This window comes from Terribacillus sp. AE2B 122, from assembly GCF_902497585.1.
GTDB classification, from domain to species: Bacteria; Bacillota; Bacilli; order Bacillales; family Amphibacillaceae; genus Terribacillus; species Terribacillus saccharophilus_A.
The window spans coordinates 129072-143528 of sequence record NZ_LR700943.1; the positions used below are offsets into that span (position 1 = coordinate 129072).

The 14457-nt window shown below is 43.6% G+C and carries 16 protein-coding genes; 11 read left to right on the forward strand and 5 right to left on the reverse strand.

Annotation, left to right across the window (positions count from 1 at the left end; translation table 11 throughout):
* The first annotated feature begins 63 nt into the window (after window positions 1–63).
* Window positions 64–870 carry a hypothetical protein gene (locus AE2B122_RS05950; RefSeq protein ID WP_175073370.1) on the forward strand — a complete coding sequence of 269 codons (807 nt, stop codon included), beginning with the start codon at window positions 64–66 and terminating at the stop codon, window positions 868–870.
* On the opposite strand, the gene AE2B122_RS05955 is transcribed toward AE2B122_RS05950, so the two are convergent.
* Window positions 862–1653, reverse strand: coding sequence for a histidinol-phosphatase HisJ family protein (locus tag AE2B122_RS05955; RefSeq protein ID WP_371809501.1), 792 nt, complete (start codon window positions 1651–1653; stop codon window positions 862–864). The two genes, AE2B122_RS05950 and AE2B122_RS05955, sit on opposite strands and share 9 nt — an antisense overlap.
* Window positions 1654–1783: 130 nt before the next feature.
* On the reverse strand, window positions 1784–2716 hold the full coding sequence (locus AE2B122_RS05960) for a nucleoside hydrolase (protein WP_095268878.1): 933 nt from the start codon (window positions 2714–2716) through the stop codon (window positions 1784–1786).
* Window positions 2717–2814: 98 nt separating this feature from the next.
* Here AE2B122_RS05960 and AE2B122_RS05965 point away from each other — a divergent pair, with 98 nt between their 5' ends.
* On the forward strand, window positions 2815–3759 hold the full coding sequence (locus tag AE2B122_RS05965; protein WP_095219191.1) for a fumarylacetoacetate hydrolase family protein: 945 nt from the start codon (window positions 2815–2817) through the stop codon (window positions 3757–3759).
* Window positions 3760–3968: 209 nt separating this feature from the next.
* On the opposite strand, the gene AE2B122_RS05970 is transcribed toward AE2B122_RS05965, so the two are convergent.
* Window positions 3969–4223 carry an HPr family phosphocarrier protein gene (locus AE2B122_RS05970; RefSeq protein WP_038563758.1) on the reverse strand — a complete coding sequence of 85 codons (255 nt, stop codon included), beginning with the start codon at window positions 4221–4223 and terminating at the stop codon, window positions 3969–3971.
* 600 nt (window positions 4224–4823) lie between these two features.
* Between AE2B122_RS05970 and argC the strand changes: the two genes are divergently transcribed.
* The 7 genes from argC to queF all read left to right on the forward strand — a co-directional run bounded on the left by argC (window position 4824) and on the right by queF (window position 11550).
* Window positions 4824–5861 carry an N-acetyl-gamma-glutamyl-phosphate reductase gene (gene argC / locus AE2B122_RS05975; RefSeq protein WP_175073372.1) on the forward strand — a complete coding sequence of 346 codons (1038 nt, stop codon included), beginning with the start codon at window positions 4824–4826 and terminating at the stop codon, window positions 5859–5861.
* A 14-nt stretch (window positions 5862–5875) separates the two neighbouring features.
* Window positions 5876–7099: a bifunctional glutamate N-acetyltransferase/amino-acid acetyltransferase ArgJ gene (argJ, locus tag AE2B122_RS05980; protein ID WP_175073373.1), complete on the forward strand. Its 1224-nt coding sequence runs from the start codon at window positions 5876–5878 to the stop codon at window positions 7097–7099.
* A 13-nt stretch (window positions 7100–7112) separates the two neighbouring features.
* Window positions 7113–7913 carry an acetylglutamate kinase gene (argB, locus tag AE2B122_RS05985; protein WP_175073374.1) on the forward strand — a complete coding sequence of 267 codons (801 nt, stop codon included), beginning with the start codon at window positions 7113–7115 and terminating at the stop codon, window positions 7911–7913.
* Window positions 7906–9084 (forward strand): acetylornithine transaminase, encoded by a 1179-nt coding sequence (locus AE2B122_RS05990; protein ID WP_175073375.1) that lies wholly within the window; start codon window positions 7906–7908, stop codon window positions 9082–9084. Before argB ends, AE2B122_RS05990 begins: the two co-directional genes overlap by 8 nt.
* A gap of 124 nt (window positions 9085–9208) precedes the next feature.
* Entirely contained in the window at window positions 9209–10108 is a 900-nt protein-coding gene (purU, locus tag AE2B122_RS05995; protein WP_175073376.1) for a formyltetrahydrofolate deformylase, read from the forward strand.
* A 13-nt stretch (window positions 10109–10121) separates the two neighbouring features.
* A complete protein-coding gene (gene rbsK, locus AE2B122_RS06000; protein ID WP_175073377.1) occupies window positions 10122–11012 on the forward strand; it encodes a ribokinase in 891 nt (296 codons plus the stop codon).
* A gap of 40 nt (window positions 11013–11052) precedes the next feature.
* Window positions 11053–11550, forward strand: coding sequence for a preQ(1) synthase (gene queF / locus AE2B122_RS06005; RefSeq protein ID WP_038563780.1), 498 nt, complete (start codon window positions 11053–11055; stop codon window positions 11548–11550).
* Between the two features lie 82 nt (window positions 11551–11632).
* Here queF and AE2B122_RS06010 read toward each other — a convergent pair whose 3' ends face one another.
* Entirely contained in the window at window positions 11633–11797 is a 165-nt protein-coding gene (locus tag AE2B122_RS06010) for a hypothetical protein (RefSeq protein WP_175073378.1), read from the reverse strand.
* A gap of 395 nt (window positions 11798–12192) precedes the next feature.
* On the opposite strand from AE2B122_RS06010, the gene AE2B122_RS06015 reads away from it, so the two are divergent.
* Entirely contained in the window at window positions 12193–12576 is a 384-nt protein-coding gene (locus AE2B122_RS06015) for a VOC family protein (protein WP_095219198.1), read from the forward strand.
* Between the two features lie 77 nt (window positions 12577–12653).
* Here AE2B122_RS06015 and AE2B122_RS06020 read toward each other — a convergent pair whose 3' ends face one another.
* A complete protein-coding gene (locus AE2B122_RS06020) occupies window positions 12654–13661 on the reverse strand; it encodes an NADP-dependent oxidoreductase (RefSeq protein WP_175073379.1) in 1008 nt (335 codons plus the stop codon).
* Between the two features lie 136 nt (window positions 13662–13797).
* Between AE2B122_RS06020 and AE2B122_RS06025 the strand changes: the two genes are divergently transcribed.
* The gene (locus AE2B122_RS06025) at window positions 13798–14235 is read left to right on the forward strand and encodes a DUF2188 domain-containing protein (protein WP_095268213.1); all 438 of its coding nucleotides are present in this window, start codon (window positions 13798–13800) and stop codon (window positions 14233–14235) included.
* Window positions 14236–14457: the final 222 nt, after the last annotated feature.

A 14457-nucleotide genomic window follows, 5' to 3' on the forward strand; every position in this document is an offset into this window, starting at 1 on the left:
AGGATTGAGTTAGGTAAATTTGTGAAATACTAGATATAGTTAGGAAAGAACGGAGGAATTCGAATGATTACGAAAGAGTCATTACCGCAGCAGGTGAGTGAAGCGGCTGAGCACAATCGGCAGCAGGATGATGAACGTATGGATGTTTGTCCTGCTGTCTGCAAGGATAATCATATACCGGTGCATTATTATTTTACATTTATGCCAAGCAATGAACGGCTGCTTGTTGCAGAAGACGGCAGGGTACCTGCACAGCATGAAGTGGAGGACCTTGCCGCGCGTTATTATAGTTATATGACCAGCGTACAGATGATACGGAGGTTGACTTCTGATAATGGAGTCAAATTGACGGATAAGCGCTATCATTCTTTTCGCCAGCTGCTGGAGGCTGTGGAGAAGAATGTTATACATTTGGCTACGGATATCATTAAGCAGGCGTTCTCCAGATTTTTTGAGCTATTGGATACAATTCGGCAGGAGCAGCAGACCATACTGAAGCATACAGCGGAAGCCGATAAGCTGATGAACGATACAATCAGCAAGGGAACATTCACGACTGCAGAGCAGGAAGTGATGGAACAGCATGTGAATAAGATCGTTCAGGCACAATTTGCGATTGCACAGAAGAAAGAGGAGACAGCAGCCAGTCAGGCAGAAGTATTTGAATTCTTCAAAGAAGAAATGTGGCTCGATCTGAAGCTGATGACTTATTATGTAAGACTGCGAGTCCTGAGGAAAGAATTATGGAGTGAAGAAGAATCTTATATGCAAAATCCTGACAATCCAGCATTGGTGCCGGAGAGCCAGGATGAGCAATTTAAAGCATTTATTAAGCAGAAGCTGCGTAATGAAAAGAAAGTACTAACTTAAAGGTAAAGGTATAGCTCGCGGTTCACGTTTATCGAATTGGCAGATATGCGTGAAACCGCATTGTCTGGCAATTTGTGCAGCCTCTTTTATACCTGCTCCGACTGTTTCTGCTTTATGAGAATCCGAGCCAAGTGTCAGGATTTTTCCGCCTAGATCATTGTATAGCGAAACGATCTGTGGTGTAGGCAGAGCCTCACTTAAGGAGCTCCGCAAACCGGATGTGTTAATTTCAATACCGATACCGCGCTGTATCGCTTTTTCTAATATCGCGGCAATTTGATCTCTATGTTGTTCGAATGTATAAACGTTATGTCCTTCTTGGACAGCATACCGCTTCATCAAATCGATGTGAGCAAGTACGTCGATATCGGCATCCGAAACGAGCTTGTACATTTCAGCGAAGTAGTCATCGTAGAAAGTGTCCTCATTCGCACGAAGATGAAGACGCAGCTTCTGGTTGCCGATATTATGAACAGATCCCATGATAAAATCAAAAGGAATCGAGCTGAGCTCTGTTTGGTACACATCCATCATCAGATGTGGTTCGCATAGCTCGATTCCCATTTTAATTGTAAGTTGGTTACCATAGGAATCCTGTGAGACTGTAATATCTTGCTGATATTTGGCGAAATCCATATGACCATATGTTGGTGCAGATGGATTTACGGAAAAATGCTCGGTGAAACAGATTTCTTTGATTCCTTTACTGATTGCTTGTTCACACACGTCCTGCATAACAGCTTTGGAATCGATTGAGTTATTCGTGTGATGATGGTAATCCATATACATAATCTCTAATCTGCCTTCTTTCCGTTCGTACTTATTAGGTTATCCACATGTGGATAACAACCCCGGAATAGTATAACAAATTTATTGTATATATGCGATACCAATTATATGAAACTAGTATTTATTATGCTTTCATTAATGAAAGGATGTAAGAGAAGAAAGCATCATGATCCACATCATGAACCAATTGAATTTCTTTCCCGTTTTTATCCTCATATGTACGTCCTTGTGATGGGCCATCAGCCTCTACACTGACATAAACAGGCTGTTTTTTAACTAAGGAGCTATTACCGACAGAAGCCGTCGTTAGTACATCCCATAGGTAATACGTTGAGTTTGTTTCGAAGTGAACGAGCGGCGGAACAGCAGCATAGCTTTGACCGACAAAATCGACACCTTCATGCTTGCGGTTGCGTGCCCATTCTTCGCGAATATCCACAGTAAGAGGAACTTGATTTGTACTCTCCAATGCTACCATATCAATTAGTATGTCACTTTTCCAAACAGTGTCCATCGCTTCCGGATCCCAGAAGGCATTCCATTCCGCTGTCCCATCATGCTCTGGTTCTTCCACATTACCTGTGGGAAGCAAAGTACCGCCCATCCATACAAGTTTTTCGATATGCTGCTCAATTGACGGATCCATTTCCAAAGCCCGTGCCAAATCAGTTAGCGGACCGATGAAAATGAGAGTCGTTTTCTCTTCTTGAGCTTTCAATTTATCTATTATATCCAAGTGGGCAGGTTTTTCAGCAACCTGTGTGCGCACTGGAAGATGTTCATTCAAAATTGGCAAAGCATCAACAAAGAAGGCATGCATACGCCAGTCTTTCGGAAACGGATTTTTACCTCGGGAAGTGGATGCAGCAATTTCGAGTGTGTCCGGATTACCGAATCGATCATTGATTTTTCGACTTGCTGACAGTGCAGGCTCCAAATAGCAATCTGCTGGAATAACAGAACAGCCGATGAGGCGCACATTCTCCATTTTTAGTAAGAGATATAGCGAAATCAGATCATCAACTCCGCCATCATGATTCAAATAGACGTTTTTCATTTTATGACTCCCTTTCTTCTATGCTGTCTGACTTTCTTACTATATCATAGAAAGAGAGAGTCAATTTTGAGTATTCGCATAAAAAGGAGAGGGTTTGAATGAAGCTAGTAGCTTATAAAGTTGGCAGAGACCTTAATCCGTATCGAATCGGAAGCAGAGTGGAAGGGCGTATTATCGACTTGCAGGAAGCATACAGGCATTATTTGCTGGCAGAGAGCGAGATAGATTTGGCGATGACAGTCGAGAGTTTGCTCCCAGCTGATCCGAATGCTTTCTACAGTATGGGGCCGCATGCAATGAAGCGTGCATTCCGAGCAGAGGCATTTGCGCTTGCACAAGGGCTGGAGGAGGTTCAGTACAGAGCAGAAGAAATCATACTCGGAGCCCCTGTGCCGAAACCCGGGAAAATCATTTGTGTAGGTTTGAATTATAAAGACCATATTGAAGAGATGGGACGGGAACTGCCAGAGTATCCAGTTCTTTTCGGTAAATTCGCTAATGCGGTATGTGCACATGATCAAGGTGTATACCATTCCAAGCTGACTGAGAAATTGGACTATGAAGGAGAACTCGCAGTAGTAATTGGGAGAAGAGCACAAGAGGTAACGGAGAGTGAGGCAATGGACTACATAGCAGGGTATACTGTTGCCAATGATGTGTCGGCACGTGACTTGCAGCGCCGAACTCCGCAATTCCTTCAAGGGAAGACTTTAGATCGAAGTGCTCCGATGGGACCGCATCTTGTCACTGCGGAAGAAATCGATGACGTATCCAATCTTGCAATTCGTACGTTTGTAAATGGAGAAAAACGACAGGATTCCAGTACAAAACATCTGATTTTTTCGGTACCTCATTTGGTGTCATTTATCTCAGGCATCATGACGTTGGATCCAGGCGATGTTATCATGACAGGAACACCAAATGGCGTTGGGTTCGCGATGGATCCGCCACAATTTTTAAAAGACGGAGATGTTGTTGAAATTGAGATTGAAGGAATCGGTCAGCTTCGAAACGCGATTATTCCGAAGCCAGCCCGAATCTAATAGAAAGAGGCTGGGACATAACTATATAACTCATACCTAAAGATGAGCAAGTATCAAATTGGGAGGATGAATCACCGCTCCGGAAAGCGAAGTATTCTGCCGGAGCGGGATTCATAATCGTATTGTGAATAAAAAATCCGAACGATGCAATGAGAAATTCGCATCGTTCGGATTTTTGTTTGGTCAAAACACTTTTGTCCCAGCCTCTTTTATTTATTGCTGATTTCCACAGGCAAGCCATTACTCAGGAATACATCCCGCATTGCCTTTTTCGCTTCTTCGGCATCTTCACCGTATATCTCTAAGCGGAAGAAATCAGATGTCAGTACACTATTGGAGAGCCCAAGCATACTTTTGGCATCTACCACTTTATTATCCATTACTAATACAATACTTGATTTGAACTGGTTTGCAGTCTGATTAATATCTACTGCAGCATGGATGAGTGTTTTCTTTGATCGCATAAATCATTCTCCTTTGTCTCCATTTGCCATACCAAATTTTACATCAGTAGCAGAAAAGTGCAAGATTAACTTGTTGATAGCGCTTACAAATATTCTTGATTGCAGTATAACATATTGTACAGCGAGTGCAATAATTTTAATAAGCATATGCAAGAAAGCGCACAACAGTTGCGCATTCTCTATTAAAATAGTCGAAGTTGTTTTCGCTCTGGTGGAACAGCTTCAAACAAAACATTTATTGATTCGTCCGCCGCCGTTATTAGTTTTTATTTACCTTTCTCAAAGGCGTATACTTCCGTATCATAAAATATCCCCTAAAGTTTGTCATGGGCAAAGCTGTCTCTTCTTTATAAAACTGCTTATTGTCTTGCTGACCAAATCAGATAGTTCTGTATAAAGACTTCATTTTACATGTTCTCATCCTCTGAATAAAAGATATAAATAAATAACTGTCCCTAATAAAAAAGAAAATTATCCCCAAAAATCAATGTATCTAGAGGAGGCTACAAGTTTATAATTTTCCTCTTACCTATTGAATAAAAATACACATTGAAGTATAATTACTAACTAATTCGTACTTGTTTATAGGAGGTTACGTTCGTGAAAGTCGCAATAATAGGCGGTACAGGTTATGGTGCGGTAGAATTACTCAGGCTTTTGCATATACATCCATATGCAGAAGTGAAAGCAATTATATCCCATTCCAACGCAGGGAATTCATTGACAGCATTGTATCCGCATACGGATGGGTTTGTAGAAGGAACTATGGAAACTTTTGATATGGAAGTCTTGAAAGAACAAGTGGACTTTGCATTTTTCGCTGCTCCTCCTGGGGTGAGCAGAGATCTTCTTCCGGAGCTTGCAGAAGCAGGTATCCGCTGTGTGGATTTAGCAGGCGATTTCCGCTTGAAGGATCCAGCAGTCTACAAGGAATGGTATAAGCTTGACGCTGCATCAGCTGATCTGTTGGAAAGAGCGGTTTACGGACTGCCTGAGCTGAATGGTGAAGAGATTGCGAGGGCTTCTTTTGTTGCTAACCCTGGTTGTTATCCGACAGCTACATTGCTCGGTCTGTTGCCGGCAGTACATAATGGTCTGATTGATCCATCTTCCATTATCATTGATGCTAAATCGGGTCTTTCCGGAGCTGGCAAGTCTTTGAGTACGGTAACGCATTATAGTGAGATAAATGAAAATGTGAAAGCTTATAAGTTAGGCGCACATAAGCACATCCCGGAGATAGAACAAGTTCTAGCAGGAGTAGGCGGTACACAGCAGGCTGTCACCTTTTCCACACAGCTTGTTCCGATGACGAGGGGAATTCTCGCAACCATTTATGCAGATCTTAAAACGGACTTATCAGAAGCTGAATTATTAGAATCATATGAAAATTATTATAATGCACACCCATTTGTACGAATCAGATCACAAGGAGAATGGCCGGCGACAAAAGAAGTAGCTACAAGCAATTTCTGTGATATCGGATTGCATGTGGATAAGCGGACAAACAGGCTGACTATCGTATCGGTAATTGACAACCTGGTAAAAGGAGCGGCAGGTCAAGCTATTCAGAATATGAATATCATGCAAGGCTGGGAGCAGACTGCAGGATTATGGATGCTGCCGGTTTATCCATAAAGGAGAGGGATCAAATGATAAAGACAGAACAGGCGATATATACAGTTATTGAAAACGGCAATATCACCAGTCCAAACGGATTCCAGGCTGGCGGTGTCGCAATTGGTCTCCGCAAGCATAACAAGCTTGATATGGGATGGGTCTATTCAGAAGTGCCAGCAGCCGCTGCTGGAGTATATACATTGAATTCTTTTCGGGCAGCTCCGCTTCTTGTGACAGAAGAAAGTATTCAGCAAGAGGGGAAGCTCCAGGCAATTGTAGTAAATAGCGCCAATGCGAATGCATGTACCGGAGAAGAGGGTTTGGCAAATGCTTATGCGATGCGCAAAGCTTTCTCAGACCAGCTCGGGATTCAAGTGCAGCATGCGGCGGTAGCATCAACTGGACTGATTGGTGTCCAGCTGCCGATGGATAAGATAATGTCGGGGATTCATTCGATTTCTGGAGAAGGCAAGGCAGAGGATTTCGCTCAGGCCATCTTGACAACAGATACATGTACAAAACAAATTGCAGTCAGTGTAGAAATTGATGGGGTACCAATCACGATTGGCGGAGCCGCAAAAGGATCTGGCATGATTCATCCGAATATGGCCACTATGTTAGCCTTTGTGACAACGGACGCTGTTATTTCAGCTGGTGTACTGGAGAATCAGCTGCGGAAGACGACGGATAAATCCTACAATATGATCACAGTAGACGGAGATACGAGCACAAATGATATGGTGCTTGTTCTGGCAAATGGAAAAGCAGGAAACAAGGAGCTAAATCCAAATCATCCGGAATGGGACAAATTCTGCGCTGCTTTCCAGTATGTTTCACAGGAATTAGCAAAGAAAATCGCCCGTGACGGGGAAGGTGCGACAAAGCTAGTTGAAGTTCGTGTAAAGCAGGCGCAATCATCAGAAGAGGCACGAAAGATCGGGAAGTCGGTCGTTGCTTCCAGTCTAGTGAAAGCGGCAGTTTATGGAGCGGATCCGAATTGGGGCCGAATCATTACTGCAGCGGGTTACAGCGGTGCAGCCTTCTCTCCTGAGAAAATTTCAGTTTGGCTCGGAGATGTATTGGTTGTACAGGAAGGCACACCCGCATTATTTGATGAGACGGAAGCTAGCGAACACCTGAAGCAGGACAATGTTGTAATCACGATCGATTTGCAGGAAGGAACCGGGGAAGCCACTGCCTGGGGCTGTGATCTGTCATACGATTACGTCAAAATCAATGCTTCTTACCGGACGTGAAGGGGGCAGTGGAATGAAATTTCTTATTATAAAATGCGGCGGCAGTATTATCGACCAGCTGCCGGATAATTTCTATGATAATATCGCTGATATTCAAAAGCAGGGTGATTGGAAACCTGTCATCGTCCATGGAGGCGGTAAGCTGATCAATGAACTGCTGGAACAAACAGGCGTGAAGACGGAATTCGTCGATGGCCTGCGGGTGACAACCGAAGAGGTGCTTGATGTTGTTGAGATGGCGCTTAGCGGAGCTGTGAATAAGTTTCTTGTCCGTAAGCTGATGAGCAGAACGGATGCGTATGGTGTCAGCGGTCTTGACGGCAAGCTGCTTTATGCAGAACCTGTTGCGAATGCAGATAAACTCGGACTTGTCGGTAATGTGACAGAAGTGAATACGGCGATTATCGAGCAAATTGTCTCACAAGACAACATCCCCGTCATTTCTCCGCTTGCTGGCGGTGAGGGCAATTCACGATTCAACATCAATGCCGATTTAGCGGCATCAGCTATCGCGCGAGCCTTGAATGCGGAGCTATGCTTTATAAGTGACATCCCGGGCATTTATCGGCAAGTGAATGAACAGAAGCAGATGCTAACGAATGTAACGGACAGTGAATTGAAGCAAATGATGGCTGAAGGGTTGATTAAGGATGGTATGATCCCGAAGGTTCGGGCAGCACTGGAAGCATTGGAGCATGGTGCTGGAAAAGTCACTATCGTCAACGGACTATCTGATGACAGTTTGCTGCAGTTAGTAGAAGGGAAAGTCGCTGGTACTACCATAACATTATCAGAGGAGGCACATCATGTCTGAAACGAATACAGCAGTATCTTCTGTCATGCCGACTTATAGCAGATTCCCGATCTCTATCGCAAAAGGAGAAGGGAGCTATGTCTGGGATGCTGACGGTAAGCAATACCTGGATTATACTGCAGGAATTGCTACTTGCAATTTAGGTCACGCTCCAGCAACAGTCAAGGAAGTAGTCAAGGAACAGCTGGACACCATTTGGCATTGTTCCAATCTATATCGTATACCAGTACAAGAGCAATTAGCGGAGCTTTTGACTGCCCATACTTTTGCTGATCAAGTATTTTTCGCCAATAGTGGTGCAGAGGCAAATGAAGCCGCAATCAAACTGGCACGCAGCTATGCCCAGAAGGTGAAAGGAACGACCGGCTTTGAGGTAGTTACTTTCAGTCAATCGTTCCATGGCCGTACATTAGCGACGTTGGCTGCAACTGGACAGGAAAAGATACAAAAGTATTTCGCACCGCTAGTGAAAGGTTTCCGCCATCTTCCTTATAATGATGTTGAAGCACTTGATGAGCTGATCGGTCCGGATACATGCGGTGTATTATTGGAGCTTGTCCAAGGAGAAGGCGGCGTTATCCCGGCTGATCCTTCCTGGGTAAAGGAAGTGGAGCAACTTTGTAAGGAGCACGATGTACTGTTTATGCTGGATGAAGTACAAACTGGAGTAGGACGCACCGGCACGCTTTATGCGTATGAGCAGTACGAGCTGGAACCGGATGTGCTGACAACCGCAAAAGGACTGGCTTCAGGTATTCCGATTGGGGCTATGCTGGCAACAGGTAAAGCAGCGGTGGCATTTGAAGCGGGCAGTCATGGCAGCACTTTCGGAGGCAATCCGGTTGCAGCAGCAGCTGGCAAGTCGACATTGGAAGTAATTGCGAATCCTCAATTTCTGGTTGAAGTACAAGAGACCGCTGACTATTTCCGCAGTGAGCTGGAGAACATCGCAGCTGCTTCAAGTGCATTTACCGATGTACGTGGAAAAGGACTCCTGCTTGGTCTTGGTACAACAGGTAAAGCAATTGACCTTGTCAATCAGGCACGGGATCTCGGCTTGCTCGTGCTAGTAGCAGGAGAGCATGTACTTCGGATATTGCCCCCGCTTAATACGAATAAAGCTGAAGTTGATTTCTGTATTGAAACATTGAAACAGATTGCTGGTGAATAAAGCTTCTCTCCACTCATACAATACATACGATTCCAATCATTTGGAATCGTATTTTTTTGTCAGAATTCCCTGTTGTAGAAACAAGATACAATCGTTAAGATAGAAGAATATTAGGAGGTTAGTCATGGCCGTACATTATCTAGAAAAAATCAAAGCTTTCCAGCAGCAGAATGAAAACAGATATCGGATCGTCATTTCCTGTCCTGATCAGCCGGGGATTGTTGCAGCGGTTTCTGAGTTTCTTTATAAACAGCAAGCAAATATTATGGAATCAAATCAATATACAACAGATCCTGATGGAGGAAGCTTCTTCCTTCGGATTGAATTCGAGTGCCAGCAAGATGGCGACACACAGCGGCAGTTGGAGCACGGCTTCCAGCAAATAGCGGACCATTTCAAAATGGATTGGCAGCTTGTGCGCGTACGGAATCTGAAGAAATTAGCGCTCTTCGTCTCAAAAGAGCTGCATTGCCTGCAGGAGATTCTTTGGGAATATGAAAGCGGACATCTCATGGCTGATCTTTCTGTGATCGTCAGCAATCATGAAGACGCGAGGGAACTGGCGGAATCCTACAATATACCTTTCTATCACATTCCTGCAAATAAAGATATCCGCCAGCAAGCAGAGCGTCAGCAGCTTGAGCTATTGGAACAATACAACATCGATACCGTCATTCTTGCAAGATACATGCAGATTCTGACACCTGGTTTCCTAGAGAATTATAAGAATAATATCATTAATATTCATCATAGCTTCCTCCCGGCCTTCATTGGCGCAAAACCATATGAGCGTGCCTTTGATCGCGGTGTGAAACTGATCGGGGCAACAAGTCATTATGTGACTTCTGATTTGGATGAAGGTCCAATCATCGAACAAGATATCCATCGGGTCAATCATAAGGATAAAGCGGAAGATTTGAAACGTGTCGGCCGTCTTGTCGAACGCAGTGTACTTATGCGGGCAATTAAATGGCATATAGATGATCGGGTAATTGTCTTCGGCAATAAAACGATCGTATTTTAAAGGGGGACTAGCTATGTCGCAGCAGCCGAGAATAACGATAATTGGCAGCCTCAATATGGATTTGACAGCCACTTCAAATAAACGCCCAGCAGCAGGGGAGACAATACTCGGCGAACGTTTCGAGACCTTTCCTGGCGGCAAGGGGGCCAATCAAGCCGTAGCTGCAGCGCGGCTTGGTGCAGATGTTACAATGATTGGCATGGTCGGTAAGGATCCTTTCGGGCATGAATTAACGCAGGTTCTCCGTCGGGAAGGTGTAGAAACAGAGCACATAGGAAGTGCCGACACATCATCTGGCGTTGCTGTCATTCAGGTAGTGGATGGAGATAACAGCATTACTGTTATTCCAGGAGCAAACTTTCAGCTGACGCCGGATTATATCGAGACAAAACGAGATGTTATCCAAAACAGTGATATTGTCCTCATTCAGCTTGAGATTCCGTTAGAGACAGTAGCGGCAGCTGCGAAGTGTTGTAAAGAGGTAAATGTGCCTTACATACTGAATCCAGCTCCAGCACAGTTACTTCCTGAAGAAATTATCAATCAGGCTGCTTACATCACGCCGAATGAATCGGAAGCGATGATTCTTTTTGAAGACATCAATGAGGCATTAAAGAAATTTCCCGATAAACTTGTTATAACAAAAGGTGAAGAAGGCGTTGTCTACAGTGGCGGCCATGTGGCAGCGTTCCCTGTGTTTGCAGTCGACACGACAGGTGCTGGCGACACATTCAATGCAGCACTCGGACTGAAGCTGGCAAGCGGCAGTTCGCTGTCAGAAGCTTGCAGCTATGCAAACGCAGCAGCCGCTCTGCAGATCGGATCACACGGCGCGCAAGCCGGAATGCCGACGGATGCTGAGGTCATCGCCTTCATGAGACAAAACAGAGAAAATCATTTATAATAAGAAACGCTTGTGTAAAAGTTTGCAAGGAGGAATACAAATGGCAGGAAGAAATCCTGAAGAAATGGAAGACGTAACATTGCTTGGCAACCAAAACAATGTCTACGATTTCGACTATAAACCCGAGGTTCTCGAAACCTTTGATAATAAACACACATACCGTGATTACTTCGTGAAATTCAACTGTCCGGAATTCACGACACTGTGTCCAATCACGAACCAGCCTGATTTCGGTACGGTTTATATCAGCTATATTCCGGATGAAAAAATGGTGGAAAGTAAATCACTGAAGCTTTATTTATTCAGCTTCCGTAACCATGGAGACTTCCATGAAGATTGCATCAACATCATTCTAAACGACCTGAAAGAACTGATGAACCCACGCTACATCGAAGTATGGGGCAAGTTCACACCACGCGGCGGAATCAGTATCGATCCATACGTCAACTACGGCCGTCCAGGCACGAAGTATGAGCAAATGGCGGATCATCGCATGATGAACCATGATATGTATCCGGAGAAAGTGGATAATAGATAAGAAGAGCAGGTAAGCAGCTGAAAAAAGAGGTATCTCCATCAGGAGATACCTCTTTTTTGCCATGAAATTTAATAGAAGCTTATCAGCCGCCGTTATGATTGATGTTCCTGTAATTTTCCGAATCGACTTTCGCTCTTTCAGTGGAATTGCGATGATTATCGATTGGTGGATTTTTTTGACTTCTCGTTAGCAGTAACGCTGTTATTATCACTAATGCAAGCGGTCCGAATAATATTATAAATAGCATGGGTATACACCTCATTTTAGATATAAGTATTAAATAATTACTATACATATTATACAATATATTTGATAGAATATTCGGATAATAGGTGCCGATCCACAATTCAAGATTGTCTGCATATATGAAAACCCAGTCATAAAAAACTAGGATTTAAGGGAAGTAATAACGGATAAAGTAATCTTTTTAATGTAAACTAGTACGTGCGAGATCCAGTTAACCCAATCTGGGTACTTCAATGAACAGGGATAGTATATTGTTGTGGTTGTCTTCCGGTGTTATTATGTGCAATAACTAGTTTATTGTTTGAAGAAAGAATTAATGTATCAATGTTTATCTGTTAGAATCAGGGTTGTTGACGGAGCATTGAGTGCTGCATATATGAAGGAGGTAAGAACAGCATGAGAATCACTATTACCAGTATATTCGTAGAGGATCAAGACAAAGCTTTGGAATTCTATACAAAAACGCTTGGATTTTTAAAAAAACATGATGAGCCTGCCGGAGAATTTAGGTGGATAACCTTAGTTTCTCCCGATGATAAAAACGGCACTGAACTTCTGCTTGAACCAAATAACAATCCTGCAGCAAAAGAGTATCAAGAGAAGCTATTTGTTCAAGGTATTCCCGCAACAATGTTTGAAGTTGCTGATATTAATGAAGAGTATAATCGTTTATTAAAGCATGGCGTGAAGTTTACAACAGAGCCAACAGAAATGGGAGAAGTCACATTAGCTGTCTTCAATGATACTAGCGGTAACCTTATTCAAATAGTGCAGAATTGATAATTTTCTCTCTATATTTTGCTGCTTATCTATAATAAAAAATGCCTGACAGATTAATTTCTATCAGGCATTTTTTATTATTCTGTTTCCGCTACCTTCACTAACTGTTTCCCGAGGTTCTCACCCTTAAACAATCCAAGAAAAGCGTCTGGCACATTTTCAAAACCATCCACTACATTTTCTTCAAATGTAAGTTTGTCTTGGCTGAACCATTCAGATAACTGTTTCTTTCCTTCAGCGAACTTGTCGCTGTAGTCGCCTACAATGAAGCCTTGCATTTTGGCTTTGGATTTAACGAGATAGCCGTGGACGCGAGGTCCTTGATCTTCTTTCTTATTATAAGAAGAAATGCTGCCGCAGAGCGGAATGCGTGCGTGTGCGTTGAGCAGTGGGTAAACTGCATCAGATACGGGTCCGCCTACGTTATCGAAGTAGACATCGACGCCGTCTGGACATGCTTTCTCCAATGCTTCTGCTACATTGTCTTCCTTATAGTTGATTACTTCATCTGCACCGAGTGTGTTTTTCACATAATCAAGTTTTTTCGGAGAGCCGGCAATACCGACAACACGTGCACCGAGGATTTTAGCGATTTGGACAACGGTTGAACCGACTGCACCAGCTGCGCCTGAAACAACAACTGTTTCACCGGATTTCGGTTCGCCGATATCAGTCAAACCGAAGTATGCTGTAAGACCAGGCATTCCCATCACGCCTAATGCAGTGGAAATCGGTCCGAGCTCCGGATCTACTTTTTGCAGATTCTCGGCATTCGCTGCATTGTAACGAGCCCAAGGAAGGTTTCCAAGTACATAGTCACCTTTTTGTAATTGATCTGATTTTGATTCGGTTACTTGACCTACGATGCCGCCCGAAATCGGAGCGTCCAGTTCATAAGGCGCTACATAGGATTTTGCATCACTCATTCTGCCGCGCATATATGGATCCACACTGATATAGATGCTCTTGATGAGCACCTGTCCTTCTTCAAGTTCTGGTATTTCTGTTTCGACAAAGCGGAAGTTTTCTTCTGTTGGAGTGCCTTCCGGACGTTTAGCTAATTGGATTTCTTCGTTTTTCGCCATGTGCTATCATCTCCTTTTTGGTAATAGGGCAATTGTAAGACGGGAAAACTGCTCATACAACTCTTTTGCTTATAGCGTTTCATAGAAGTAGCAGGGGGAATAGTATATACATAAAAAACGCAAAGGAGTTTTTAGCATGCCATGGACCATGGACGATTATCCTGCTTCGCTTAAAAATCTGGACAAGCCAGTAAAAAAGAAAGCCATAGAAATTGCCAATGCGATGGTGGATGAAGGCTACGACGAAGGCAGAGCTATACCCATTGCTACGAATCAGGCGAAAGAGTGGAAGTCGAATGCTTCTGAAAAGGAAGTAAAGGACTTTCTGAAGAACGATGATCCGACAAAACGTGACTCAAATGCCTCGCATAGTAATCCGGATTTGATGGATAATGCGGAGGAAGTAGTTCCACATGATGATGGCTGGGCAGTGCAATCAAAAGGATCAAAACGCCCGTCACAGGTTTTTGATAACAAGCAGGATGCAATCAAACGCGCGAAAGAGATTGCCAATAATAAAGGAACAGAGACGATCATTCATAAAAAAGATGGTTCTGTTCAAAAACGTTCTTAATGTTGAGGACAATAGAGTTCAGTTTTAGTTAGATGGAAACCCGAACAAGAAGTAGATCTTAAAACAAGATTTGCTTAAGTTCGGGTCTTTTTTTCGATATTAATCATACTAGCTAGGCAGAACACGGAGACTCCTTCGGGAACAGCGCGAGCTGAAGAACCCGCAGTGGTGAACTTTCCACGAGGAGGCTGAGGCCGTGCCCGTGGAAAGCGGAGTGTTCTG